The sequence below is a fragment of the Amycolatopsis sp. NPDC058278 genome, from assembly GCF_042881395.1.
In the GTDB taxonomy this organism is placed as follows: Bacteria; Actinomycetota; Actinomycetes; order Mycobacteriales; family Pseudonocardiaceae; genus Amycolatopsis.
The window spans coordinates 1-24,301 of record NZ_JBHVXZ010000009.1 but is presented as its reverse complement, the minus strand read 5'-3'; the positions used below and the strand labels follow the sequence as shown (position 1 = coordinate 24,301).

The 24,301-nt window shown below is 69.7% G+C and carries 19 protein-coding genes and 1 pseudogene; 15 read left to right on the top strand and 5 right to left on the bottom strand.

Annotation, left to right across the window (positions count from 1 at the left end; genetic code table 11):
- Positions 1–348: 348 nt before the first annotated feature.
- The 7 genes from ACFVYA_RS06530 (at position 349) to ACFVYA_RS06500 (ending at position 9,484) form a co-directional block, all read left to right on the top strand.
- The gene (locus ACFVYA_RS06530; protein ID WP_387043090.1) at positions 349–2,340 is read left to right on the top strand and encodes an NPCBM/NEW2 domain-containing protein; all 1,992 of its coding nucleotides are present in this window, start codon (positions 349–351) and stop codon (positions 2,338–2,340) included.
- 337 nt (positions 2,341–2,677) lie between these two features.
- Positions 2,678–3,820, top strand: a complete 1,143-nt coding sequence (locus ACFVYA_RS06525; RefSeq protein ID WP_285988236.1) for a BMP family protein — start codon at positions 2,678–2,680, stop codon at positions 3,818–3,820.
- Between the two features lie 79 nt (positions 3,821–3,899).
- Entirely contained in the window at positions 3,900–5,471 is a 1,572-nt protein-coding gene (locus ACFVYA_RS06520; protein WP_285988237.1) for an ABC transporter ATP-binding protein, read from the top strand.
- The gene (locus tag ACFVYA_RS06515; protein ID WP_387043087.1) at positions 5,468–6,559 is read left to right on the top strand and encodes an ABC transporter permease; all 1,092 of its coding nucleotides are present in this window, start codon (positions 5,468–5,470) and stop codon (positions 6,557–6,559) included. Before ACFVYA_RS06520 ends, ACFVYA_RS06515 begins: the two co-directional genes overlap by 4 nt.
- Before the next feature lie 32 nt (positions 6,560–6,591).
- Entirely contained in the window at positions 6,592–7,821 is a 1,230-nt protein-coding gene (locus ACFVYA_RS06510; RefSeq protein ID WP_387043247.1) for an ABC transporter permease, read from the top strand.
- The gene (locus ACFVYA_RS06505; protein ID WP_176173152.1) at positions 7,821–8,210 is read left to right on the top strand and encodes a cytidine deaminase; all 390 of its coding nucleotides are present in this window, start codon (positions 7,821–7,823) and stop codon (positions 8,208–8,210) included. Before ACFVYA_RS06510 ends, ACFVYA_RS06505 begins: the two co-directional genes overlap by 1 nt.
- Positions 8,207–9,484: a thymidine phosphorylase gene (locus tag ACFVYA_RS06500; RefSeq protein ID WP_387043085.1), complete on the top strand. Its 1,278-nt coding sequence runs from the start codon at positions 8,207–8,209 to the stop codon at positions 9,482–9,484. The genes ACFVYA_RS06505 and ACFVYA_RS06500 overlap by 4 nt, the downstream gene beginning before the upstream one ends.
- 106 nt (positions 9,485–9,590) lie before the next feature.
- Here the strand turns inward: ACFVYA_RS06500 and ACFVYA_RS06495 are convergent, their stop codons facing one another.
- Positions 9,591–10,715, bottom strand: coding sequence for a PA containing protein (locus tag ACFVYA_RS06495; RefSeq protein WP_285988241.1), 1,125 nt, complete (start codon positions 10,713–10,715; stop codon positions 9,591–9,593).
- Positions 10,716–10,928: 213 nt separating this feature from the next.
- Between ACFVYA_RS06495 and ACFVYA_RS06490 the strand changes: the two genes are divergently transcribed.
- Complete coding sequence (locus ACFVYA_RS06490) at positions 10,929–12,023, top strand: adenosine deaminase (RefSeq protein WP_387043083.1); 1,095 nt, start codon at positions 10,929–10,931, stop codon at positions 12,021–12,023.
- Between the two features lie 100 nt (positions 12,024–12,123).
- Positions 12,124–13,332 (top strand): MFS transporter, encoded by a 1,209-nt coding sequence (locus ACFVYA_RS06485; protein ID WP_387043081.1) that lies wholly within the window; start codon positions 12,124–12,126, stop codon positions 13,330–13,332.
- A gap of 56 nt (positions 13,333–13,388) precedes the next feature.
- Here ACFVYA_RS06485 and ACFVYA_RS06480 read toward each other — a convergent pair whose 3' ends face one another.
- Positions 13,389–14,654 (bottom strand): primosomal protein, encoded by a 1,266-nt coding sequence (locus ACFVYA_RS06480; RefSeq protein WP_387043079.1) that lies wholly within the window; start codon positions 14,652–14,654, stop codon positions 13,389–13,391.
- Between the two features lie 151 nt (positions 14,655–14,805).
- Here ACFVYA_RS06480 and ACFVYA_RS06475 point away from each other — a divergent pair, with 151 nt between their 5' ends.
- Positions 14,806–17,319 carry a DEAD/DEAH box helicase gene (locus ACFVYA_RS06475; RefSeq protein WP_387043077.1) on the top strand — a complete coding sequence of 838 codons (2,514 nt, stop codon included), beginning with the start codon at positions 14,806–14,808 and terminating at the stop codon, positions 17,317–17,319.
- Positions 17,320–17,334: 15 nt separating this feature from the next.
- On the opposite strand, the pseudogene ACFVYA_RS06470 reads toward ACFVYA_RS06475, so the two are convergent.
- Positions 17,335–17,925, bottom strand: a pseudogene (locus ACFVYA_RS06470) (NADPH-dependent F420 reductase); the annotation flags it as partial.
- A 59-nt stretch (positions 17,926–17,984) separates the two neighbouring features.
- On the opposite strand from ACFVYA_RS06470, the gene ACFVYA_RS06465 reads away from it, so the two are divergent.
- Positions 17,985–18,311, top strand: coding sequence for a winged helix-turn-helix transcriptional regulator (locus ACFVYA_RS06465; RefSeq protein WP_387043075.1), 327 nt, complete (start codon positions 17,985–17,987; stop codon positions 18,309–18,311).
- Here the strand turns inward: ACFVYA_RS06465 and ACFVYA_RS06460 are convergent.
- Entirely contained in the window at positions 18,199–18,885 is a 687-nt protein-coding gene (locus ACFVYA_RS06460; protein WP_387043073.1) for a hypothetical protein, read from the bottom strand. The two genes, ACFVYA_RS06465 and ACFVYA_RS06460, sit on opposite strands and share 113 nt — an antisense overlap.
- 196 nt (positions 18,886–19,081) lie before the next feature.
- On the bottom strand, positions 19,082–20,062 hold the full coding sequence (locus ACFVYA_RS06455; protein WP_285988248.1) for a sugar-binding transcriptional regulator: 981 nt from the start codon (positions 20,060–20,062) through the stop codon (positions 19,082–19,084).
- Between the two features lie 128 nt (positions 20,063–20,190).
- Here ACFVYA_RS06455 and ACFVYA_RS06450 point away from each other — a divergent pair, with 128 nt between their 5' ends.
- From ACFVYA_RS06450 to ACFVYA_RS06435, 4 genes are read left to right on the top strand one after another with little or no spacing between them, the layout of a single operon-like run.
- Positions 20,191–21,195, top strand: coding sequence for a zinc-dependent alcohol dehydrogenase family protein (locus tag ACFVYA_RS06450; protein ID WP_387043071.1), 1,005 nt, complete (start codon positions 20,191–20,193; stop codon positions 21,193–21,195).
- The gene (locus tag ACFVYA_RS06445; RefSeq protein ID WP_387043069.1) at positions 21,182–22,522 is read left to right on the top strand and encodes an ABC transporter substrate-binding protein; all 1,341 of its coding nucleotides are present in this window, start codon (positions 21,182–21,184) and stop codon (positions 22,520–22,522) included. Before ACFVYA_RS06450 ends, ACFVYA_RS06445 begins: the two co-directional genes overlap by 14 nt.
- Entirely contained in the window at positions 22,522–23,454 is a 933-nt protein-coding gene (locus tag ACFVYA_RS06440) for a carbohydrate ABC transporter permease (protein ID WP_285988251.1), read from the top strand. The genes ACFVYA_RS06445 and ACFVYA_RS06440 overlap by 1 nt, the downstream gene beginning before the upstream one ends.
- Entirely contained in the window at positions 23,451–24,284 is an 834-nt protein-coding gene (locus ACFVYA_RS06435) for a carbohydrate ABC transporter permease (protein WP_285988252.1), read from the top strand. The genes ACFVYA_RS06440 and ACFVYA_RS06435 overlap by 4 nt, the downstream gene beginning before the upstream one ends.
- Positions 24,285–24,301: the final 17 nt, after the last annotated feature.

Below are 24,301 nucleotides of genomic sequence, written 5' to 3'. Positions count from 1 at the left end.
GTCCGCTGTCGCCGCGGGAACGGCGGCTGTGCCGAGATCAACGTCATCGAGCCTGGATGAATCGGATGCTAGACCCGCACCCGAAGCGCGGCTCACCTCCGGGTTCCCCTCTGTGATGGACCAGACACCGGTGCTCCCGCACCGCCACCCGGCGGTGTGGTGCAGCGCACTCGGCGGTGCGGTGCGATCAGCCGTCCCATTCAGCGGTCATCTGACCTCTGCAAGATCTGATATCTGATGCTCTACGCCAAACGGCTGGTAGTTTCGGGCTGTCATTGACCAACTGTCAGCCCGTCCCTAGCGTCGCTCGGGCAAACATCGGATCTCTCACGATGGGGTGACGTTCTGGTGCGACGACTCGGCTTGGTGATCGCCGTCGCGGTCCTGCTGCCCGTGGTGTCGGTCACGCCCGCGCAGGCACTGCCCGACGGACTGGCGCTGACCCCGCCGATGGGCTTCAACAACTGGAACACCACCGGCTGCGCCGTCGACGAGCGGCTCATCCGCGACACCGCCGACATCTTCGTCGACAAAGGACTCAAGGCCGCCGGGTACGAGTACGTCAACGTCGACGACTGCTGGGCCGAGCCGGAGCGGGACGCCGACGGGCGCATGCAGGCGAACAAGGCCCGGTTCCCGAGCGGCATCAAGGCACTCGCCGACTACGTCCACTCGAAGGGGCTCAAGTTCGGCATCTACACCAGCGCGGGCACGCTGACCTGCGCGAAGACCCAGCCGGGTGCGCTCGACCACGAAGACGTCGACGCGCGGACGTTCGCGGACTGGGGCGTCGACTACCTCAAGTACGACAACTGCAACAACCAGGGCCGCCCGGCGCTCGAGCGCTACACGAAGATGCGCGACGCGCTGAAGAAGACGGGTCGCCCGATCGTGTACTCGCTCTGCGAGTGGGGCGAGAACAAGCCGTGGACGTGGGGTGCCGACGTCGGGCACCTGTGGCGGACCACCGGCGACATCAAGGACAACTGGGCCAAGATGGTCCAGATCCTCAAGGCGAACGCGCCGCTGGCGCCGTACGCCGGGCCGGGGCACTGGAACGATCCCGACATGCTCGAGGTCGGCAACGGCGGGATGGCGACCGAGGAGTACCGCTCGCACTTCTCGCTGTGGGCGATGATGGCCGCCCCGCTGCTCATCGGCGCCGACCTGCGCAAGGTGTCGGCGGCGAACTTCGACGTCCTGCGCAACGCCGAGGTCATCGCGCTCGACCAGGACCGCCGGGGCGCCCAGGCGCGGGTGCTGTCCAACCAGGACGGACACTGGGTCTTCGCCAAGCCCCTGGACGGCGGCGACGTGGCGATCGCGCTGTTCAACGAGACGACGTCCGGTGCCACGATCGGCACCACTGCGGCCGCCGCCGGGCTGGCGAAAGCCGCCGGGTACACCGCGCGAGACCTCTGGGCGCACCGCGACCTCCAGACGGCGGGCCGGATCTCCGCGGTCGTCCCGCCGCACGCGACGGTCGTCTACCGGGTCCACGCCGGCGGCTCGTGGTGGCGGAACGCGCCGCTGGTGAGCACCGGCATCGAGCTGGCGTCGCCGGTCCCGGGCGTCCCGGGCGAGATCACGCCCGCCGGGCAGCCGTTCGAGGTCACGGTGTCGGCGACCGACGAGGCCCGCGTCCCGGTGTTCGACCCCCGCGTGACGCTCACCGCGCCCGGCGGGTGGCACGTCGAGCAGGTGGCGCGGCCGCGGGCCGTCGTGCTCGGGACGGGGGAGACCGCGGCCGGCCGCTGGCGGGTCACCCCGCCCGCCGGGACCGAAGGCACGACGGCGGTGCTGCACGGCGGCGTCACCTACCGCGCGCTCGGGTTCGGGCCGGTCACCTGGACCGGTGAACAACAGCTGACCGTGCCGGCGGCGCCGCCCACCACGTCCGCGTGGGCGAGCGACCTGCGCTGGGCGGCGGAGAAGAACGGCTACGGCCCGGTCGAGCGGGACATGTCCAACGGCAGCATCCCCGCCGGCGACGGGAAGCCGCTGACCGTCAACGGCGTCGTCTACCCGAAGGGCCTCGGCGCGCACGCACCCAGCGAAGTCGTCTTCTACCTGGGCGGGCGCTGCACGGCGTTCACCGCGGACGTCGGCGTCGACGACGAGCGCGAGGCGACGAACAAGCAGGGCTCGGCGACGTTCGAGGTCTACGCCGATGGCGTGAAGGCGGCGGCCACCGGCGTCCGGACGTGGCAGGACCCCGCACTGCCGCTGGCGGCGGACCTGCACGGGGCGCGGTACCTGCGGCTGGTCGTCACCGACGGCGGGGACGGCAACTCCTACGACCGCAGCGACTGGGCCGCCGCCCGGCTCACCTGCGGCTGAATCACTTGACTTCACATTCCCGTCATCTCACAGAGTGACCGGGCTGGCCCACCCTTCGGTCAGCCCGGCACACTGAGTGACACGAACCGGCATTTTCGCCGTCCCAAAGCGAAACAATCCCCCGAAAGTCGCCTCCCCGCAGAGTCGATGATCACGTTCGGTGTCCAGTTCGTCGCACGCGCGACTCGTGAGTAAACGTTTGTGTTACGTAGCGTGCCTTTCCTATGGCGCATTCCTGTCCGTTGGGTACGGTCTGGCGGTCGACCCGGCAGTAGGGCCGGGACGCGCCCTTGACCATCCGCTGGATCAGCGGGGAGGGAGACACACGTTGCGTCGCATGCGTGGAACCGCGCTGGCCGCCGTGGCCATGGCCGGGGTGCTCACCCTGGCCGGGTGCGCCAAGGACTCGAGCGGTGGCAGCAGCAACAACAGCGCCGCGCCTTCGTCGGGTGGCTCGGACTGCGTCACCGCGCAGAAGCCGCCCGCCGCGCCCGCCGCGTCGAGCAGCACGGCCGCCGCCGGTGGCAAGGTCGACGGCAGCCAGCTCAAGATCGGCCTGGCCTTCGACGTCGGCGGCCGGGGTGACGCGTCGTTCAACGACGCCGCCGCCGCGGGGACCGACAAGGCGAAGTCCGACCTCGGCGTGACGACGGTCAGCGAAAGCACCGCCTCCGCCAGCGAGGCCGAGTCCGCCAAGCAGCAGCGCCTCGACCAGATGGCTTCGCAGGGCCTGAACCCGATCGTCGCGGTCGGCTTCGCCTACGCCGATTCGGTCAAGGCCGTCGCCGCCAAGTACCCGAACACCAAGTTCGCGATCGTCGACGACGACTCGATCCAGCTGCCGAACGTGACGCCGCTGGTCTTCGCCGAGGAGCAGGGCTCGTTCCTGGCCGGCGTCGCCGCCGCGTACAAGAGCAAGAACTGCCACATCGGCTTCGTCGGCGGTGTCAACACCCCGCTGATCCAGAAGTTCGAGGCCGGCTTCCTGCAGGGCGCGAAGACCGTTTCGTCCAAGATCAAGATCGAGGACGAGTACCTCACCCCGGCCGGTGACTTCTCCGGGTTCCAGGACCCGCCGAAGGGCAACGCGAAGGCCGCGGCCGAGATCGCCAAGGGCGCGGACGTCATCTACCACGCCGCGGGTGCCTCGGGTAAGGGTGTCTTCGACGCCGCGAAGGCGGGCAACGCGCTGGCCATCGGGGTCGACTCCGACCAGTACAACCAGAAGACCGTCGCGGCCGACAAGGACGTCATCATCACGTCCATGCTCAAGCGGGTCGACGTCGCGGTGTTCGACTACATCCAGGCCGTCGCCAAGGGCGACCTGACCGTCCTTCCGAAGCGGTTCGACCTCAAGGTCGACGGCGTCGGCTACGCCACCTCCGGTGGCAAGGTCGACGACATCAAGGACGTCCTGGAGGGCTACAAGGCCCAGATCATCTCGGGCGCCGTCACCGTCTCGGACAAGCCGCAGAAGTAACTCACAACGTGTCCGGGGCTCGGAGGGATTTCCCCTCCGGGCCCCTCGCGCGTTCCAGAGATATGGAATTCTCCCGCCCATGAGCACAGCCGAGGCCCCGGCCGAGGCCGTCCCCGACCGGGGCGCCCCCGCCGTCCAGCTGACCGGGATCACCAAGCGCTTTCCCGGCGTGGTGGCCAACTCCGACGTCAACCTCACCGTCGCCGCCGGCGAGGTGCACGCCATCTGTGGCGAGAACGGCGCCGGCAAGTCCACCCTGATGAAGATCCTGTACGGCATGCAGCCGCCGGACGAAGGCACCATCGCGATCAACGGCGAAGAGGTGAAGCTGCGCAACCCGCAGGACGCCATCCGCGCCGGCATCGGCATGGTGCACCAGCACTTCATGCTCGCCGACAACCTGACCGTCGGCGAGAACGTCTTCCTCGGCGCCGAGGCCCTGCACGGCATCGGCCGGGCCGCCCGCGCGCGGCTGGCCGAGCTCGCCGAGCGGACCGGCCTGCACGCCAAGCCGGAGACGCTGCTGGAGGAGCTCGGCGTCGCCGACCGCCAGCGCGTCGAGATCGTCAAGGTGCTCTACCGCGGGGCGAAGATCATCATCCTGGACGAGCCGACCGCGGTCCTCGTGCCGCAGGAGGTCGACGCGCTCTTCGAGACCGTGCGGGAGATGAAGGCCGGCGGCTACACGTTCCTCTTCATCTCGCACAAGCTCGACGAGGTCCGGGCGATCGCCGACACCGTCACGGTGATCCGCCGCGGCACGACCGTCGGCACCGCCGACCCGAAGACCATCACCTCCCGCCAGCTCGCCGAGATGATGGTCGGCTCGGAGCTGCCCAGCCCGGAGACCCGCGAGTCCACGGTCACCGACCGGGACGTGCTGCGGCTGACCGGGCTGACGCTGGGCGCCGAGGGCTCGGGCCGCAACGCGCTCGACGACGTCTCCTTCACCGTGCACGCGGGCGAGGTGCTCGGCGTGGCCGGCGTCGAGGGCAACGGCCAGACCGAGCTCGTCGAGACGATCATGGGCATGCGCAAGCCGTCCGGCGGCACGATCGAGCTGGTCGACGCGGAGGGTAAGGCCCGCGACCTCACCAAGGCGGGGACGCTGGCGCGGCGCGAAGCCGGCATCGGCTACATCGCCGAAGACCGCACCCGGCACAGCCTGCTGCTCACGCAACCGTTGTGGGTCAACCGGATCCTCGGCTACCAGACCCGCGAGCCGGTCTCGAAGGGACAGCTGCTCGACATCGCCGGCGCCCGCGCCGACACCGAGCGGATCGTCCGCGACTACGACGTCCGCACGCCGGGCATCGATGTCCCGGCCGCGGCGCTCTCGGGCGGCAACCAGCAGAAGCTGATCGTCGGGCGCGAGCTGTCCGGCAACCCGGTGCTGCTGGTGGCTTCGCACCCGACACGCGGTGTCGACGTCGGCGCGCAGGCGCTGATCTGGGAGCAGATCCGCCAGGCCCGCGCCGCCGGGCTCGCGGTGCTGCTGATCTCCGCCGACCTCGACGAGCTGATCGGCCTGTCCGACACGATCCGGGTCATGCTGCGCGGGCGCCTCGTGAGCGAGGCCGATCCCGCCACCGTGACGCCGCAGGAACTGGGCTCCGCGATGACCGGCGCGGGAGAGGGTGACGAAGAATGACCTCCTGGCGCACGAAACTGCTGCCGCCGCTGCTGGCGATCGTGTTCGCCGTGCTGCTGTCGGCGATCGCGCTCATCATCTCCGGGGCCGACCCGCTGCAGGCGTACGGCACGATGATCGGCCAGATGTTCAAGGGCTCGACCGCCGTCGACACGGTGAACCTGGCGACGGTGTACTACCTGTCCGGCCTCGCGGTCGCCATCGGCTTCCAGATGAACCTGTTCAACATCGGTGTCGAGGGCCAGTACCGCTTCGCCGCCGTCGTCGCGGCCATCGCCGGCGGTGCGATGAAGCTGCCGCCGGTCATCCACGTGCTCGCGATCCTGGTGGTCGCGGTCGTCGCGGGCATGGCCTACGCGGCCGTCCCGGCGGTCCTCAAGGTGACCCGCGGGGTCAGCGAGGTCATCTCGACGATCATGCTCAACGCGATCGTCGCCGGCATCATCGCGTTCCTCATCAACGCCGACCAGTTCGGCGTGCAGCGGGGCAACAACATCGGCACCCGCGTGATCGAGCCGTCCGGCCGGATCCCGGGCATCCCGCTCGGCTCGGGCACGCTGTTCGGGTTCGTCGTCATCGCCGCGATCGTCGGCGGGGCCTACTGGTTCATGCTCAACCGCACCCGGTTCGGCTTCGAGCTCAAGGCGTCCGGCGAGTCCACCACCGCGGCCGCCGCGGGCGGGGTCAGCGCCAAGAAGATGACGCTGATCGCGATGCTGCTCTCCGGTGGCGTCGCCGGCCTGGTCGCCATGCCGGAACTGCTCGGCCGCGACTACAGCTACGGCATCACCGCGACCCAGATGTACGGCTTCACCGGCATCGCGGTCGCGCTGCTGGGCCGCAACCACCCCGGCGGCATCGCGCTCGGCGCGCTGCTGTGGGCGTTCCTCGACACCTCCGCGGTGTCGCTGGAGCAGATCAACGTGTCCAAGGAGATCGCGACGATCATGCAGGGCATCATCGTGCTGTCGGTCGTCGTGGCGTACGAGGTCGTGCGCCGGGCCGACCTCGCGGCCGAACAACGCAGAGTCGGGCGCGCACTCGCCGGCCGCAAGGGTTCCTCGGTCGCCGAAGGGGGTGCGGTGTGATCACCGACGTCGCTCCCGAATCCGGCTCGACCATGCCGGTGCAGCGCAAGCGGGGCCGGGTACCCGGCTGGCTGCGCGGGGTGATCTGGGCCGTGGTCGCCATCGCCGTCGTCTCGACGGCGTCCTACTCCACCGGCGTCGCCGCGCTGACGTCGTCCAACACCGCGCAGACGGCGTTGCGCCTGGCCCTGCCGATCCTGCTGTGCGCGCTGGGCGGCCTCTGGGCCGAGCGCGCGGGCGTGGTCAACATCGGCCTCGAGGGCATGATGATCCTCGGGACCTGGGGCGCCGCCTGGGGTTCGTACTACGGCGGCGCGTGGTCCGGCCTGCTGGCCGCGCTGCTGTTCGGCGCACTGGGCGGGCTGCTGCACGCGGTGGCGACGGTGACGTTCAACGTCAACCACATCGTCTCCGGCGTCGCGATCAACCTGCTCGGCCTCGGCGTCACGAAGTACCTGGCGAACCTGATCTTCGCGCCGATCTCGGGCAACCCGCGGCAGTCGCCGGTGGTGCCGAAGTTCGACACCTACTCGGCGACGTTCCTGTCGGACTGGCTGGGCGACCTGGAGAAGCAGCAGCGCGTCGGGATCTCCGACGTCGCCGGCATCCTGCGCGGCCTGGTCACCGAGGTGGCGCCGCTGACGATGCTCGCGATCATCCTGGTGCCGGTGAGCTTCTGGGTGCTCTGGCGGACCCGCTTCGGCCTGCGGCTGCGGTCCTGCGGCGAGAACCCAGTCGCGGCCGAGTCCCTCGGCGTGAACGTGTACCTGCACAAGTACGTCGCCGTGATCATCTCGGGCGCGTTCGCCGGCATGGGTGGCGCCTCGCTGGTGCTGCTGCGCGGCGGCGCGGACTACCTGGAGAACCAGACGAACGGCCGCGGGTACATCGGCCTCGCGGCGATGATCTTCGGCAACTGGCGGCCGGGCGGCCTGCTCGGCGGCGCGGCGCTGTTCGGCTACGCGGACGGCCTGCAGCTCGCCGGCGGCGGCGAAGCGGTGCTCGCGCTGCTGTACGGCGCGGTGATCCTGGTCGCCGTGATCGTCGTCGTGCAGCTGTTCCGGAAGCAGTGGATCGCGGCCGGGCTCGGTGTCGTCGGCGCGGGCGTGCTGTACGCGATCTACTGGGCCAACGACACGCTGCCGTCGGACCTGATCCCGTACACCGCGCACTTCGTGACACTCATCGTGCTGGCCGTGGCTTCGCAGCGGTTGCGGCCGCCGAAGGCCGACGGCCAGCCGTACCGGCGGGGTGAAGACTGATGTCCACAGTAGACTGGGATGCGCTCCGCTCTCGCGCGATCGAGGCCGCTTCCCATGCGTACGCGCCATATTCTGGCCTGCACGTGGGGGTGGCCGGGATCGTCGACGACGGCCGGGTGGTGACCGGGTGCAACGTCGAAAACGCTTCCTACGGGCTCGGGCTGTGCGCGGAGTGCACGATGGCCGGGCAGCTGCGGCTGTCCGGCGGCGGGCGCCTGGTCGCCGTGGCGTGCCGCAGTGGCGCGGGTGACCTGCTGATGCCGTGCGGACGCTGCCGGCAGATCCTGTTCGAGCTGGGCGGGTCTTCCTGCCTGGTGGACACGCCGAGCGGGATCCTGCCGATGTCCGACGTCCTGCCGGACGCCTTCGGCCCGGACGACCTGCCGTGAGCGGGTTCGCGGCGGTCGACGTCATCCGGACGAAGCGGGACGGCGGCACGCTTTCCGACGAGCAGATCGACTGGGTCGTCGACGCCTACACACGCGGTGAGGTCGCCGAAGAGCAGATGTCGGCGCTGGCCATGGCGATCTTCCTGCGGGGGATGACTTCGGCCGAGACCTCCCGCTGGACGCACGCGATGATCGAGTCCGGCGAGCGGCTGTCGCTTTCCGTTTCCCGGCCCACTGTCGACAAGCATTCGACGGGCGGCGTCGGCGACAAGATCACGCTGCCGCTGGCGCCGCTGGTGGCGGCGTGCGGTGCGGCGGTGCCGCAGCTGTCCGGGCGCGGGCTCGGCCACACGGGCGGGACGCTCGACAAGCTGGAGTCGATCCCGGGCTGGCGGGCCGCACTGTCCACTTCGGAGATTCTCGCCCAGCTGGAGGACGTCGGCGCCGTGGTCTGCGCGGCGACGTCCGGGCTGGCGCCGGCCGACAAGAAGCTCTACGCGCTGCGGGACGTGACGTCGACGGTGGAGTCGATCCCGCTGATCGCCAGCTCGATCATGAGCAAGAAGATCGCCGAAGGCGCGTCCGGGCTGGTCCTGGACGTGAAGTTCGGGTCGGGCGCGTTCATGAAGACCCTCGACCAGGCGCGGGCGCTGGCTGGTGCCTTGACCTCGATCGGTGCCGACCACGGCGTCCCGACGACGGCGTTGCTGACCGACATGAACGTCCCGCTGGGCCGGGCGGTCGGGAACGCGGTGGAGGTCGCGGAGTCGGTCGACGTGCTCCAGGGCGGCGGCCCCGCGGACGTCGTCGAACTGACGCTCGCCTTGGCGCGGGAGATGCTGGCTCTCGCCGGTCTCGACGTGGACCCGGCCGCGGTGCTGGCTTCGGGTGAGGCATACGAAGTCTGGTGCCGGATGATCTCGGCCCAGGGCGGCGACCCGTCGGCGCCGTTGCCTTCGCCCTCTCACGTGCACACGGTCGTCGCTCCGGCTTCGGGCGTGCTGGCTTCGCTGGACGCGTACGCGGTGGGCGTCGCGGCATGGCGCCTCGGCGCGGGCCGGGCCCGCAAGGAGGATCCGGTCCAGGCCGCGGCGGGCATCCTGTGCCTGGCCAAGCCGGGGGACCGCGTCTCCGAGGGTGACCCGCTGCTGGAACTTCACACGGACACACCCGACGCGGTCCCGGCGGCGCTGTCCGCTCTCGAGGGCGGCTTCACGATCGCTTCGTCGGCGCCCGAGCCGGGCCCGATCGTCGTGGAGACGATCCGCGGCTAGCTCGGCTGTGATGATCGTCGCGAAGATGATCACCCGTCCGAGTGACGTCTGAAGCATGAGAAAGCCCCCGCCGGGATCCGGCGGGGGCCTTTTTCGTGCGTGAGTCCTACTCCGTGGGTTCTTCGGAGCCTTCGCCCGTCTTGCCCTTCACGTCGGCCGGCTTCGGGGCGCGGCCGTTGCGGGAGCTGCGGCGCGGCTGGCGCGGCGCCGGCGGGGGCGGGGAGATCTGCTGGACCGCCGGGCCGCCACCGAGCATCAGCTCCGCGAACGTCGCCATCGCCTCGTCGAGCTGGCCGCCGATGCGGCGGACGCTCTCGTCGTTGCTCTTGCGGACCAGCGAGTCCACCGAGTCGGTGTCCGGCTGCTTCGACAGCGTGCCCTCGACCTTCGACAGCCCCGCCTTGAGCGCGCCGTCGAGGTCGCCGATGCCGGACAGGAAGCCGTCCTCCACCTTGTCGAGGCGGGAGGCCAGGTCGTCCAGGCGGGTGGTGACCGTTTCGAGCCGGTTGCCCAGGTTCTCCAGCCGGTCGGACGCGTCGATCATCTCGCCGGTCTCGGTCAGCGCGACCTTGAGCGCCTCGGTGTTGGCGTCGATCCGCTCGTGCGTGGTGCGGCCCAGCTCGCCGACGCGCTCCTGCGTGACGCGGCTCAGCTCGTCGACCTTGCCCCGCAGTTCGTGGTCGGCGTGGTCGACGCGCTCGCGCAGCGCCGCCTCGGTCTGCTCGATCCGCTCGCGGACCGGGCCGGTGACCGACTGCGGCAGCGACTCGATCTTCGCGTCCTGCTTGTCGAGGTGCCCGCCCACCTCGTCGATCCGGCGGTGGATGTTCTGAAGCTTGTCCTCGAGCCCGTCCATCCGGCCCGCGACGCCCTCGAAGCGCGCGGCGACGCCGTCGAGGCGGCCGTCGAGCTGCGCGAAGGGCTTGGCGAGCTTGTCGACGATGCTCTCGACCGCGCGGGTCAGAGCGGCGATGGCCGCGTCCTGCGCCTCGAGGCGGGACATCGTCTCGTCGAGGCGCTCGGCCAGGACGCTGACCTCGGTGCGGTCGGGCATCTCGGAGAGCCGCTTGCGGACCGCGCCCAGCGAGTCCACCGGCGCGAGGCGGGCGTAGATGTCGTCGAGCGCGTCGAAGATCTGCTGCTGCTCGCTCTCACGCACTTCGGCCGCGCGCACCAGCATGTTGCGCATCCGGTCGAAGGACGGGGCGGCAATGTGGTTGTCAGTGGTCACTGCTGTGTGTCCTTCGTCGGCGGGGAAATGGAGGGACGTGCCACGAAGCTTATCGATTGCAAAAATTGCTGTCTGTATGGCCCCCGTGAAGAGGCTATTGCGGAGGCTGCCCCCGGATGGCCGATTCGGGACGTGATCCTCAACGCTGAGGGTTAGCCCGAGCCTGAGAGTTACGGCCATGTAGGGGAATGACAACGAGGTTACCGTTGGGGGATGCCTGACGAAAGCCCTGTTCTGCCCACCGAGACACTCCGCCGCGCGCCCAAGGTGCTGCTGCACGACCACCTCGACGGCGGCCTGCGCCCGGCGACCGTCGCCGAGCTCGCCGACACGACCGGTTATGCCGGTCTGCCCACCACCGACCCGGCCGAGCTGGGCACCTGGTTCCGCCGTGCGGCCGACTCCGGCTCACTCGTTTCCTACCTCGAGACGTTCGCGCACACCTGCGGAGTGATGCAAACGGAGGAATCCCTGGTCAGGGTCGCCGCGGAGGCGGTGGAGGACCTGGCCGCCGACGGCGTCGTCTACGCCGAGGTGCGCTACGCACCGGAGTTGTTCGTCGAACGCGGTCTGTCACTCGATGCGGTGGTCGAGGCTGTCCAGGCGGGGTTCACGGAGGGCACCCGGCGAGTGGCCGCGAACGGGGGCACCATCCGCGTCGCGACGTTGCTCTGCGCGATGCGCCAGCACGCCCGGGCGCTCGAGATCGCGAACCTGGCCGTCCGCTACCGGGACGCCGGGGTGGCCGGGTTCGACATCGCCGGTCCCGAGGACGGATTCCCGCCGACCCGCAATCTCGACGCGTTCGAATATCTGCGTCAGAACAATGCGCACTTCACCATTCACGCGGGCGAAGCCTTCGGTTTGCCGTCCATTTGGGAAGCGATTCAGCACTGCGGCGCCGAGCGGCTCGGGCACGGCGTGCGCATCGCCGAGGACGTCAAGACCGACCTGGACGGCACGGTCCACCTTGGACGGTTGGCCGCGTACGTCCGCGACCGCCGCATCCCCCTGGAGATCTGCCCGACGTCGAACGTCCAAACAGGCACCGTCCGCTCGCTCGCCGAGCACCCCATCGGCCTGCTCGCCAAGCTGCGCTTCCGGGTGACCGTGAACACGGACAACCGGCTGATGAGCGGATGCACGATGACCAGCGAATTCGCCGCGCTGCACGAGACGTTCGGCTATGGTGTCGACGACTTCCGCTGGTTCACCATCAACGCGATGAAATCCGCGTTCATCGATTTCGACGCCCGGCTCGCGCTGATCGACGACGTCATCAAGCCCGGGTACGCCGCGCTGACCTGACCTCCCCGCCGAGGACCGCAACGTGGTTGCGGTCCTTAGCCGTGCCAACTATCGTTCACCATGTAGGAATAACTTCCCATAGTTTGGGACGGTGGCGAAGATGGCGCAGGTCGGAAGCGGTGCGGACGAGCAGCTTCGGACGAGTTCACAGCGGTGGCTCATCCTCGCGCTCGGCCTCGCCGCGCAGACCGCGAGCTGCTCGTTCCTCTACGGCATCCCGTTCCTGGTCCCCGCCATGCGCGCCGCCGAGGGGCTGACGCTGGCCGAGGCCGGCACGGTCGTCGCGGCACCCAGCATCGGGCTGTTGTTCACCCTGATCGTGTGGGGCGCGGCTGCGGACCGTTACGGAGAGCGCCTCATCATGGCGCTGGGCCTGGGCGTCTCGGGGTTACTCCTGGTGTACGCCGGGGTAGGAAATCACCCGGTCGGGCTCCTCTTTGGGGTGTTTTTGGCGGCCGGCGCCTGTACGGCTTCGGTGAACGCGGCGAGCGGTCGCGTCGTGATGGGCTGGTTCGCGAAGTCCGAGCGGGGCGTGGCGATGGGGATCCGCCAGACGGCCCAGCCGCTCGGCGTGGGCGTCGCCGCGTTGGGCCTGCCCCCGCTGGCCGCGCACTTCGGCTTCCGGGCGGCGATCCTGCTGCCGGCCGGGCTGGCGATCGCGGTGGCGCTGCTGGTGGCGTGGCTGGTGACGGACCCGCCCCGGCCGCCTCGCCCGGCTTCAGGGGAGAAGCCGCCTTCGCCGTACCGGCACGCGACGCTGTGGCGGGTGCACGGGGCGAGCGCGCTGCTGGTGGTGCCGCAGTTCGCGGTGTCGGCGTTCGCGCCGGTGTACCTGGTGGCGGTGCAGCACTGGAGCCCGCTGTCGGCGGGCTGGTACCTGGCGGTGGTCCAGGTGCTGGGCGCTGCCGGGCGCCTGGGGTCGGGCTGGTGGTCGGACCGGGTCGGCAGCCGCCTGCGCCCGATGCGTCAGCTGGCGGTTTCGAGCTGCCTGGTCATGTTGCTGGTCGCGCTCGGGGACGTTTCGTGGCCCTGGCTGGTGCTGCTGGCGCTGGCCCTGGCGGGGGTGATCACGGTGGCGGACAACGGCCTGGGCTTCACGGCTTCGGCCGAGCTGGCGGGCTTGGCGTGGTCCGGGCGCGCGATGGGCACGCAGAACACGGGCCAGAACATCGCGGCCTCCCTGACCCCGCCGCTGCTGGGCCTGGTGATCGGCGACAGCAGGTACGCACTCGCCTTCTGCGTGGCGGCGGTGTTCCCGGCCCTGGCGGTGCTGGTGGTTCCGGTCCGCGCGGAACGCGACGAGCCTTGACACGGCGAAGGCCGCCTCCCCGACCTGCGGGAGGCGGCCTTCGCCGGACCAAAAACTCAAGCCACCGTCAGGCGGTTCTCGAAAGTTTCGACGAGCTTGCGCCACGCGCCCTGCTCCGCGTCGAACGGCGCCGACGGCTCCAGGCGCGTCGGGTCCGGGCGGAGGACGAAGGACACCAGCCAGCCCAGGCTTTCGTTGCCCGCCAGTGCCGTCTCGGCCGTGTCGTCGCCCGCCCACTCCGCCGCGTCCGTGATCAGCTCGACCGCCAGCTCCAGCTGGGTCGGGTCGATCGCCTCCGGGCCCTCCGCGATGTCGGCGTCCAGGCCCGTCAGGACGTACGTGTTCTCCGGGTCGACCTCGATCTCGAGCTCGCCCGCCGTCGCCTTCGCCAGGACCTCGTCCCACGTGGACACGTCGGCCAGATCCGTGTCGGCCAGGTCCTTGCCGTCCGCCAGGGCCCGGGCGAGCGCGCCCGTCGACGTGAACACGTCGATCTCGCCCTCGCTGCCCAGGAACACCGGGGCGTCGTCGAGGTAGCAGCGCAGCGTGTAGTACTCCGCGCCGGACGTGATGATCTTGATCGGGTCGATGCCGACCTCGGCCCAGAAGCCGACCGGGCCCTCGTCCTCGACCGGGTCGTCGTCCGACTCCGGAGAATCGGAGTCCAGCGCCTCGAGGTCCTCTTCGCCCTCGGCGCCGGCCTCGGCCTCCGCGGACTCCTCGTGGAACGCCGCCAGCTCCTCGGCCGTCTGCTCCAGCACCTTCTCGTCGACCTCCGGCTGGGTCACCAGGCCGTCGATCGCGTCGAGCACGGTGTCCCACTTCTGCGACACCGTCTCGGACAGGTCGTTCCACACCTGGGCGCCGACGCTTCCGGTGAACGGCAGCGTGCCCTGGTCGAGCAGCGAGAAGCCCTCGGTCGAGTCGAGGATCTCGTGGACCTCTTCGAGGTCGCAAACGTCGGCGAGCGACCGCACGATGCCGACGATCTCCGCCAGCTCCGCGATGTGCCAGACGTCCGGCTCCTCGGCGACGAGCTCCGGCACGCCGACGAGGTCGTACGTGTGGTCCTCGTCCGGGATCAGCTCCGGCACGTTCAGCGACGGCACCGCGTCCCAGGCCGGGTGGTCCAGCAGGTCGTGCCTCTCGGACGTGCGGACGAACGCGGCCAGGTGAGCGGCGTCGGCGAAGGCGTACAGGTCGTCCTCGTCGCCGAGGAACGCTTCCCACTCCTCGCCGTCTTCCCGCCAGCGCGGCGCCCACAGGGTGACGACGTCGCCCTGCGGCAGGCCGAGTTCGATCGGGATGATGTCCTGTGCCATTCCTAAGCCCTCCGGATTACCGCCCGTGTGCGCGCGAGACCGGAAGTATGCTCCAGTCGATGCGCGGTACCGCGAAGCCTACGGGTTTCCCACTCGCGATGCGATCGCCCCTGCCGACTTTGCGACGAGCGGATGGCACGATGGACGCCTGATGACTCTCACAGACCTCCTGCCTGCGGATCCCGACCCCGCCGACGCTGACGCCCTCTTCGAAGCCTTCACGACCTGGACGGCCGAACGGGGCATCGAGCTGTACCCGGCGCAGGAGGAGGCGGTGATGGAGGTCGTCTCCGGATCGAACGTCATCCTCTCGACGCCGACCGGCTCCGGGAAGAGCCTCGTCGCCGTCGGCGCGCACTTCACCGCGCTCGCCCAGGGCCGCCGCAGCTACTACACCGCGCCCATCAAAGCCCTCGTTTCGGAGAAGTTCTTCCAGCTCATCGACATCTTCGGCGCCGACAGCGTCGGGATGATGACCGGCGACTCCAGCGTCAACCCGGACGCCCCGATCATCTGCTGCACGGCCGAAATCCTGGCGAACATCGCGTTGCGGTTCGGTGCGGACGCCCCGGTCGGGCAGGTCGTCGCCGACGAGTTCCACTTCTACTCCGAGCCCGACCGCGGCTGGGCCTGGCAGGTGCCGATCCTCGAGCTGCCGAAGGCCCAGTTCGTCCTGATGTCGGCGACCTTGGGCGACGTGTCCTTCTTCGAGAAGGACCTCACCCGCCGCACCGGCAAGCCGACCGCCGTGGTCACGTCGGCGCAGCGCCCGGTGCCGCTGACCTTCCGGTACGCGCTGACGCCGCTGCACGAGACCATGTCCGAGCTGCTCAACGGCGGCCAGGCGCCGGTCTACGTCGTGCACTTCTCGCAGGCCGCGGCCATCGAGCGGGCGCAGACGCTGATGAGCATCAACGTGACGTCGAAGGCCGAAAAGGAGGCCATCGCCGAGCTGATCGGCGACTTCCGGTTCGCCGCCGGCTTCGGCAAGACGCTCTCGCGGCTGGTCCGCCACGGCATCGGCGTCCACCACGCCGGGATGCTGCCCAAGTACCGCCGGCTGGTCGAGACCCTGGCCCAGTCGGGGCTGCTCAAGGTGATCTGCGGGACCGACACGCTCGGCGTCGGCATCAACGTGCCGATCCGGACGGTCGTCTTCTCCGCGTTGACGAAGTACGACGGCGTCCGCCAGCGCCACCTCAAGGCCCGCGAGTTCCACCAGATCGCCGGCCGGGCCGGGCGCGCGGGCTACGACACCGACGGCTACGTCGTGGTGCAGGCCCCCGACCACGTCGTCGAGAACGCGAAGGCGCTGGAGAAGGCGGGCGACGACCCGAAGAAGAAAAAGAAGATCGTCCGGAAGAAGGCCCCGGAGGGGTTCGTCAACTGGACCGAGAGCACGTTCGACCGGCTCATCGCCGCCGACCCGGAGCCGCTGACGTCCAGCTTCAAGGTCACGCACTCGATGCTGCTGAACGTGATTTCGCGGCCGGGCAACGCGTTCGACTCGATGCGGCACCTGCTCGAGGACAACCACGAGGACCGCGCGTCGCAGCGCAAGCTCATCCTGCGCGCCATCGCGATCTACCGGGCCCTGCTCGCTGCCGGCGTCGTCGAACGACTGTCCGAACCGGACGAACAGGGCCGGATCATCCGGCTCACCGTCGACCTGCAGTTCGACTTCGCGCTCAACCAGCCGCTTTCGCCGTTCGCGCTGGCCGCGATCGAGCTGTTCGACCTCGAGTCGCCGAGCTACGCGCTCGACGTCGTGTCCACTGTGGAATCCACGGTGGACAACCCGCGGCCGGTGCTCTCGCAGCAGCAGTTCAAGGCGCGCGGCGAGGCCGTGCAGGCGATGAAGGCCGAAGGCATCGAGTACGACGAGCGGATGGAGCTGCTGGAGAACGTCAGCTACCCGAAGCCGCTCGAGGAGCTGCTGCAGGGCGCGTTCCACAGCTACCGGCAGGGCCACCCGTGGGTCGACGACTACGAGCTGTCGCCGAAGTCGGTCGTGCGGGACATGTACGAGCGCGCGATGAACTTCGTCGAGTACATCGGCTTCTACCAGCTGGCCCGGTCCGAGGGCCTGGTGCTGCGCTACCTCACGGACGTCTACGACTCCCTGCGCCACACGGTCCCGGACGAGGCGAAGACCGAGCCGCTGCAGGACCTCATCGAGTGGCTCGGCGAGCTCGTCCGGCAGGTCGACTCCAGCCTGCTCGACGAGTGGGAAGCCCTGCGCCACCCGGACGAAGAGGGCCCGGTCTCGAAGCGGCCGCCGTCCGAGCCGCCGGCCGTCACCCGCAACGAGCGCGCCTTCCGCGTCCTGGTGCGCAACGAGCTGTTCCGCCGGGTCGAGCTGTTCGGGCGCCGGGCGTGGAACGTGCTCGGCGAGCTCGACGCGGCGTCCGGCTGGGACGCCGAGGCGTGGCAGGAAGCGATCGAGGGCTACTTCGAGGAGTACGAGACGCTCGGCACCGGCCCGGACGCGCGCGGCCCGGCGCTGCTGCTGATCGAGCAGCTGCCGGACGTGTGGAAGGTGCGCCAGATCTTCGACGACCCGGCGGGCGACCACGACTGGGGCATCAGCGCGGAGGTCGACCTGGCCGCGTCCGACGAGGCCGGGATGGCGGTGGTCCGGGTGAACGAGGTGGGTGCGCACTAGCTCCCCGGGCACCCCTCACGAAACCGGGGTCAGGATCGCCTGGGCGTCTTCGCCCGCGAACCACAGCCCGATGACGAACGCCGCCGTGGCCTCCAACAGCGCTGCCCGGTCGAGACCGCCTGCCGGCACCGGCCGCGCGCCGGCGTCACGGACCAGGGTGCTCACCGCCTCCAGCGCCGCCGGGTCGTCGCCGCACAGCGGGACCGACAGGGGGCGGCCGTCGAACACCGGTGGGGTCATCCGCCAGACGTCGACGTGGGCCAGGTTGAACGCCTTCACCACGGCGGCTTCGGTGGTGATCCGCGACGCCACCGGGGTGCCGGTCAGGCTCGGGTCGTTGGTGCAGTCCACCAGCACCTTCCCGGTCAGCGGGCCCGCCTCGGCGAGCACCTCGCCGATCGCCGCGGCCGGAACCGCCAGGAGCAGCACGTCGGCGAAGGCGGCCGTCTCCTGCCAGGTGCCGGTGGACGCTCCGAGCCGCGCGGCCAACGGGCTTGCGTCGGACCGGCCGCTCACCATCAGTTCGTGCCCCGCCCGCGCCCACTGCGTGCCGAGCGCGTCCGCCATCCCGCCCGTGCCGAAGATCCCGATCCGCATGCGTCCTCCTTGTGCTTGGCTGGTACCAGTACGACGGTAGGAACCCGGGAAGGAACCGAACGGTAACCATGGACTTCCTCGCGGATTGCCGGACGCGGCTCGCGTTCGACCTGGTCGCCAACACGTGGAACCCGGTGGTGGTCTGGGCGTTGCGAGATGGTCCGCGGCGGCACGTCGACCTGCGGCGCGCCATCGGCGGGATCAGCGCGAAGGTGCTGACGGAAACCCTGCGGCGCCTGGAATTCGACGGTCTCGTCGAGCGGCGCGAAGGCGCGTACGCGCTCACGTCGTTGGGGAGGACGCTGCTGGGGCCGATCGAGGGCTTCGGGCGCTGGGCCGCCGAGCACGGCGACGACGTCGTCGCCGCTCAAACCCGAGCAACACGATCAGCATGACCAGCTCCGCCGCGGGCAGCGGGTAGCCGAGGGCGATCCCGGCGGCGACGTCCACGGCCGGTGCGCCGATGCCCGCCACGAACACCCAGGTCGGTGCGGTGGGCGGCTTCGCGGCCGGCGACCACGACGTCTTCTTCCACGGTTTCGCGACCGAGAGCCAGGCCTGGAAGGCCAGCGCGCTCGCCATGAGCGAGGTCCCGGCGACCTGCACCCACGTGCCGGTCGCGGTGTCCACGGACTCCCGCAGGGCGGGGGAGAGCAGGAAGATCCCGGCGTAGAGCTGCGCCAGCGTCAGGACGAACTTCGTGAGCACCCACCAGTGCCGGAAGAAGCCCCACGCCGTCGCGCCGGCGAGCAGCAAGCCGGTGAACGCGGAGACGTTCGCCATCGGCGCGAGCAGCACGGAGTCGAGTTCTTCGGCCATCGACGTCGCGGCCGGTGCTTGGGCGGCGTGGGTGAGGGTGAGCGACATCAGGACGACGAGGGCGAGGGCCTGGCTCATCCAGGCCACCGAGGACACGACGTGCAGCCAGACGACGGCCTGGCGCCAGCGGGGAGAAGTCTTGGAGGTCACGGGATCCAGGCTCGCCGGGCGCGGCCGCGGGCACATCGGGCGCGACCCGGGTTTCGCCCCGGACCCGCCGAGACCGGGTTTGCGCCCGCCGGAGTACACCGAGGAGGCGGCCGTACGCCCGGGGGAGTAGGGCCGCAACCCGGAACTCGCGTGATCAAGGGCGGAACTCGCGTGATCGGAGGCGGGTCTCGCGTGATCAGCGGGGCGGGTTCTTCGCCGCCAGAGCCAGCAACGGCACTGCCGCCGCGGCGTCGGTGATCAACGTCGAGACCATGCCGGACCGGAGAACCGCGTCCACCGCCGCGGCTTTCGGCCTGCTGTAGCCCAGGGCGATCACCTCCGGGACCGCCATCAGCTCCTCGTGGCTGATCGCCAGGACGTGGTGGGCCAGGCCGGTCGACAACGCGTTGCCGGACGCGTCGAACAGCCGCGCCGCGACCTCCGCCGTCGCGCCCCGAGCCGCGATCGCCGCGCGCTCGGCTTCGTCCAGCGCGTCGTACACCGTCGACTCGCCCGGCTGCCACGCGCCGATGCTGACCACCGCCTTCGTCAGGTTGCGGAACTGGCCGAACGTCTCCGCGATCCCCGGCTGACGCCGGAGCGTCTCGGTCGTCCGGCGGTCGGGGAGCACCAGCGGGCCGAAGATCGGGTACGCGTCGCCGCCGGAGACCGAGGTCACGCGGCTGACCGTCTCCACCGAGCGGCCGCGCATGTCCATCCCGGCCTGCACCCCGCAGAGCTGGACGATCGGGCACCGCGGCAGGGCCCGGACCGCCTCCGCCATGGCGTTCACCGACCGCGCCCACGACAGCCCGATGACGTCCGACGGCGCCGCGATCTCCTCCAGCAACCGGGCCGCCAGCGAGCCGATCTTCGCCCGGACGACCTCCTTCGGCTCGCGCTCGGTTGAGCGTTCGAGCACCAGGGCGCGCTCCAGGCCGTACGCCGAGCGCACCTCGTCGGACAACGCCAGGTCCACCGGTGCCGGTAGCGAGAACTCCACTCTGACCAGGCCGGATTCCATGGCCGTGTCGAGCATCCGTGCCACCTTGAACCGGCTGACGCCGAACTCGTCGGCGATCTCCAGCTTGGAGCGTCCCTGCACGTAGAAGCGCCGGGCGACGGTGGCGAGCAGTAACGCCTCAGTCAACGACGGCTGCTTCTTAGTGGCGCTCATATGAGCATAATAGCGCGAAATCCAGCCGAAAGGTTGACGTAATACCGACGTCAGACCTGTAATGCCTTCACATGTTCTCGACGCCATAGGTCAATGTTGCTCATTTGAGCGCGAGGAAGGGGCAAGGCATGCGCGCCGCCATCGTCGACCGGCCCGGTGAGATCAGGGTCGGCGAGGTGCCCGATCCGAAACCCGGGGAACGTCAGGTCGTCGTCAAGGTCGGAGCGTGCGGCATCTGCGGCACCGACCTGCACATCGCGGACGGGCACTTCCCGCCCACGCCGTACCCCATCGTCCCCGGGCACGAGTTCGCCGGGGAGATCGTCGAGCTCGGCGCGGACGTGCCGGGCGAGTGGAAGGTCGGCGACCGCGTGGCCGTCGACCCGTCCCTGTTCTGCGGCTACTGCGGCCCGTGCCGCGCCGGCCACGGCAACCTCTGCGCGAACTGGGGCGCCACCGGCGACACCGTCAACGGCGCCTTCGCCGAGTACGTCGCCGTGCCGTCGTCCACCTGCTACCGCATGCCCGACACGATGAGCTGGGAACAGGGCGCGCTGGTCGAGCCGGTTTCCTGCGCCGTGCACGGTGTTCGCCGTGTCGGTGTCGAAGCCGGTGAACGCTTCCTCGTCGTCGGTGCCGGGACCATGGGCCTGATCATGCAGCAGCTGCTGCAGCGCTCGGGCGCGCAGGTCACGGTGGTCGACCGCAACGAAGCCCGGCTGCCGCGTGCGCAAAGCCTCGGCGCCGTCGCCACCGCGAAGGACGTCAGCGACCTGAACGGCGAGAAGTTCGACGTCGCCGTCGACTGCACCGGCGCCGCCCCTGCCATCGAAGCGGCCTTCGACTCGATCCGGCGCGGGGGACGGCTGCTCGTCTTCGGTGTCGCCCCGGCCGAAGCCCGCGTCGCGCTTTCGCCGTTCCGCATCTACAACGACGAGATCACCGTCGTCGGCTCGATGGCCGTGCTGCACAGCTTCGGCGCCGCCCTCGACCTCGTCGCGAGCGGCGCGATCGACACCGGCGCGCTGCTCACCGACACCCTGCCGCTGGAGCAGTACCCCGAGGCGCTGGCCAAGATGCGCAGCGGCTCGGGCCTCAAGGTGCAGGTACTCCCCGGAGGTGGCCGTGCGTAAGCTCCTCACCCTCCTCGCGGCGACGTCGCTGCTGGCCACCGGCTGCGCGGGCGCCGGCTCGATCGGCACCGGCAGCAGCACGCTCGTCATCGCCATCGTCGCGAACCCGCAGATGAAGGACGCGATCGCGCTCGCGCCGGAGTTCGAGAAGGCCACCGGCATCGGGCTGAAGTTCGTGTCCCTGCCGGAAAACCAGGCCCGCGCCAAGATCACCGCGTCGACCGCCACCGAAGGCGGCGAGTTCGACGTCGTCATGATCAGCAACTACGAGGCCCCGCAGTGGGCGGCCAACGGCTGGCTCGAGAACCTCGAACCGCACATGGCGGCCACCCCGGGCTACGACGAAGGCGACTTCATCCCCAGCATCAAGCAGTCGCTGTCGTACCGGAACCAGATGTACGCGGTGCCGTTCTACGGCGAGTCGTCGTTCCTGGCCTACCGCAAGGACCTCTTCGACAAGGCCGGGATCACCATGCCGGCCAAGCCGACCTGGCCGCAGATCGCGGACTTCGCCGCGAAGCTCGACGACAAGGCGAACGGCGTGGCCGGCATCTGCCTGCGCGGCAAGCCGGGCTGGGGTGAGAGCCTCGCGCCGTTCACCACGGTGGCCAACACCTTCGGCGCTCAGTGGTTCGACAAGGACTGGAACGCCAAGCTGACGTCGCCGGAGTTCAAAGAAGCCGCGAACTTCTACGTCAACCTGATCCGCGACCACGGCGAGGTCGGTGCCTCCAGCGCCGGGTTCTCCGAGTGCGGCACGCGCTACACGCAGGGCAACGCGGCGATGTGGTACGACGCCACGGTCATGGCGGGGACCAACGAGGACCCGTCCAGCAGCAAGATCGTCGGCAAGTCCGGCTACGCACCCGCGCCGGTCGTCAAGACCCAAGCCAGCGGCTGGCTCTACACCTGGGCCCTCGGCATCCCGAAGGTCGCCAAGGACAAGGACGCGGCCTGGAAGTTCATGGCCTGGATGACCGACAAGGCCTACGTGCAGAAGGTCGGCCACACCTACGGGTGGAACCGCGTCCCGCCGGGCGTCCGCCAGTCGACGTACGCCATCCCCGAGTACGCCGACGCGGCGAAGGCTTACGCGAAGCCCACGCTCGACGGTATCGCGGACGCGAACCAGCAGAAGGTGATGGCGAACCCGGTGCCCTACCCCGGCATCCAGTTCGTCGGCATCCCCGAGTTCCAGGACCTGGGCACCCGGGTGAGCCAGCAGCTGTCGGCCGCGATCGCCGGCCGCGAGTCCGTCGAAGACGCCCTGAAGCAGTCCCAGGACTACGCCCAGACGGTGGGCGACTCCTACAAGGCGGTGCAGTGATGTCCACGCTCTCCGTAGATGCCCCCACGTCCACCTCCCACGCGAAGGTCGAAGAGAAACGCGGCCTGAGCACCGCGGCCAAGCGGCGGCTGCCGCTGCTGCCCGCGCTGATCTTCGTCATCGCGGTGACGCAGCTGCCGTTCCTGCTCACCGTGTTCTACTCGTTCCAGTCGTGGAACCTGGTCCGGCCCGGCTCGCGGCACTTCGTCGGCCTGGACAACTACATCGACGTCTTCAGCGACACGACGTTCCTGGTCGCGCTGCTCAACACGGTGGTACTGACCGTGGTGTGCGTGTTCGTCGCGCTTCTGCTCGGCCTGGGCCTGGCGATCCTGCTCGACCGCAAGTTCCTCGGCCGCGGCGTGGTCCGGACGCTGCTGATCACGCCGTTCCTGATCCTGCCGGCGGCCGGCGCGCTGCTGTGGAAGACGACGATGTTCGACCCGACCTACGGGCTGCTGCACTTCGTCTTCGGCACCGACACCGACTGGCTTTCGGAGTTCCCGCTGGCCGCGGTGATGGCGCAGATCGTGTGGCAGTGGACGCCGTTCATGATGCTGCTCATCCTGGCCGGGCTGCAGAGCCAGGCCAAGGACGTCCTCGAAGCGGCCAATGTGGACGGTGCGGGCCGCTGGCGGACGTTCGTCTTCATCACCCTGCCGCACCTGTCCCGGTTCCTGCAGCTGGCCACCCTGCTGGGCGCGATCTACATCGTGAACAGCTTCGACGCGATCTTCCTGATGACCCAGGGCGGCCCGGGCACGGCGAGCACCAACCTGCCGTACTACATCTACCAGCGCGCGTTCGAGGGCTTCGACGTCGGCCAGTCCTCGGCGATGGGCGTGATCGTGGTGATCCTGACGATGATCGTCGCGACCTTCGCGCTGCGCCTGATGTTCCGGACGTTCTCGGTGAGCGGAGGGATCAAATGACGACTGTCGCCCCGCGCAAGCGGGCTTACGGCAAGGGGTCGCTGACCGTCGCGACCTGGATCATCGCGATCCTGTTCGTCTTCCCGCTGCTGTGGATGATCCTCACCGCGTTCAAGCAGGAGGCGGACGCCTACACCGACCCGCCGAAGCTGTTCTTCACCCCGACGTTCGAACAGCTCGGCAACGTCCTGAGCGGCGGGTTCCTGCCGTACCTGTCCAACTCGGCGTTCGTCACGATCATCTCGACGGCGTTGGTGCTGCTCTTCGGCGTCCCGGCGGCGTACGCGCTGTCGCTGGCGCCGGTCAAGGGCACGTCGAACGCGCTCGGCTTCTTCCTCTCGACGAAGATGCTGCCGATCGTGGCGGCGATCATCCCGCTGTACGTGATCTCGCAGAACACCGAGCTGCTCGACACGGTGTGGGCGCTGGTCATCCTGTACACGTCGATGAACCTGCCGCTGGCCATCTGGATGATGCGGTCGTTCTTCCTCGAGGTACCGCACGAGATGATCGAGGCGGGCCGGATCGACGGCGCCAACCTGCCGACGCTGCTGCGCAAGATCATCATGCCGGTGGTCGCGCCCGGGATCGCGGCGACCGCGCTGATCTGCGTGATCTTCTCCTGGACGGAGTTCTTCTACGCGGTCAACCTGACCGCGGCCCGGGCCGGCACGGTCCCGGTGTTCTTGGTCGGGTTCATCACCAGTGAAGGCCTGTACTGGGCGCAGCTGTCCGCGGCCGCGCTGCTGGCTTCGCTGCCGGTGATGATCGTCGGCTGGATCGCGCAGAACCACCTGGTCCGCGGCCTGTCGATGGGCGCGGTCAAGTAGCGAGCAGCGGCGAAGGC

What these genes read in the sequence shown, in the direction of transcription:
- ACFVYA_RS06515 (WP_387043087.1), top strand. Translation starts at nt 5,468, where the DNA reads ATGACCTCCTGGCGCACGAAACTGCTGCCGCCGCTGCTGGCGATCGTG.
- ACFVYA_RS06490 (WP_387043083.1), top strand. Translation starts at nt 10,929, where the DNA reads ATGCCTGACGAAAGCCCTGTTCTGCCCACCGAGACACTCCGCCGCGCG.
- ACFVYA_RS06525 (WP_285988236.1), top strand. Translation starts at nt 2,678, where the DNA reads ATGCGTGGAACCGCGCTGGCCGCCGTGGCCATGGCCGGGGTGCTCACC.
- ACFVYA_RS06520 (WP_285988237.1), top strand. Translation starts at nt 3,900, where the DNA reads ATGAGCACAGCCGAGGCCCCGGCCGAGGCCGTCCCCGACCGGGGCGCC.
- ACFVYA_RS06450 (WP_387043071.1), top strand. Translation starts at nt 20,191, where the DNA reads ATGCGCGCCGCCATCGTCGACCGGCCCGGTGAGATCAGGGTCGGCGAG.
- ACFVYA_RS06435 (WP_285988252.1), top strand. Translation starts at nt 23,451, where the DNA reads ATGACGACTGTCGCCCCGCGCAAGCGGGCTTACGGCAAGGGGTCGCTG.
- ACFVYA_RS06505 (WP_176173152.1), top strand. Translation starts at nt 7,821, where the DNA reads ATGTCCACAGTAGACTGGGATGCGCTCCGCTCTCGCGCGATCGAGGCC.
- ACFVYA_RS06465 (WP_387043075.1), top strand. Translation starts at nt 17,985, where the DNA reads ATGGACTTCCTCGCGGATTGCCGGACGCGGCTCGCGTTCGACCTGGTC.
- ACFVYA_RS06475 (WP_387043077.1), top strand. Translation starts at nt 14,806, where the DNA reads ATGACTCTCACAGACCTCCTGCCTGCGGATCCCGACCCCGCCGACGCT.
- ACFVYA_RS06440 (WP_285988251.1), top strand. Translation starts at nt 22,522, where the DNA reads ATGTCCACGCTCTCCGTAGATGCCCCCACGTCCACCTCCCACGCGAAG.
- ACFVYA_RS06510 (WP_387043247.1), top strand. Translation starts at nt 6,592, where the DNA reads ATGCCGGTGCAGCGCAAGCGGGGCCGGGTACCCGGCTGGCTGCGCGGG.
- ACFVYA_RS06480 (WP_387043079.1), bottom strand. Translation starts at nt 14,654, where the DNA reads ATGGCACAGGACATCATCCCGATCGAACTCGGCCTGCCGCAGGGCGAC.
- ACFVYA_RS06485 (WP_387043081.1), top strand. Translation starts at nt 12,124, where the DNA reads ATGGCGCAGGTCGGAAGCGGTGCGGACGAGCAGCTTCGGACGAGTTCA.
- ACFVYA_RS06455 (WP_285988248.1), bottom strand. Translation starts at nt 20,062, where the DNA reads ATGAGCGCCACTAAGAAGCAGCCGTCGTTGACTGAGGCGTTACTGCTC.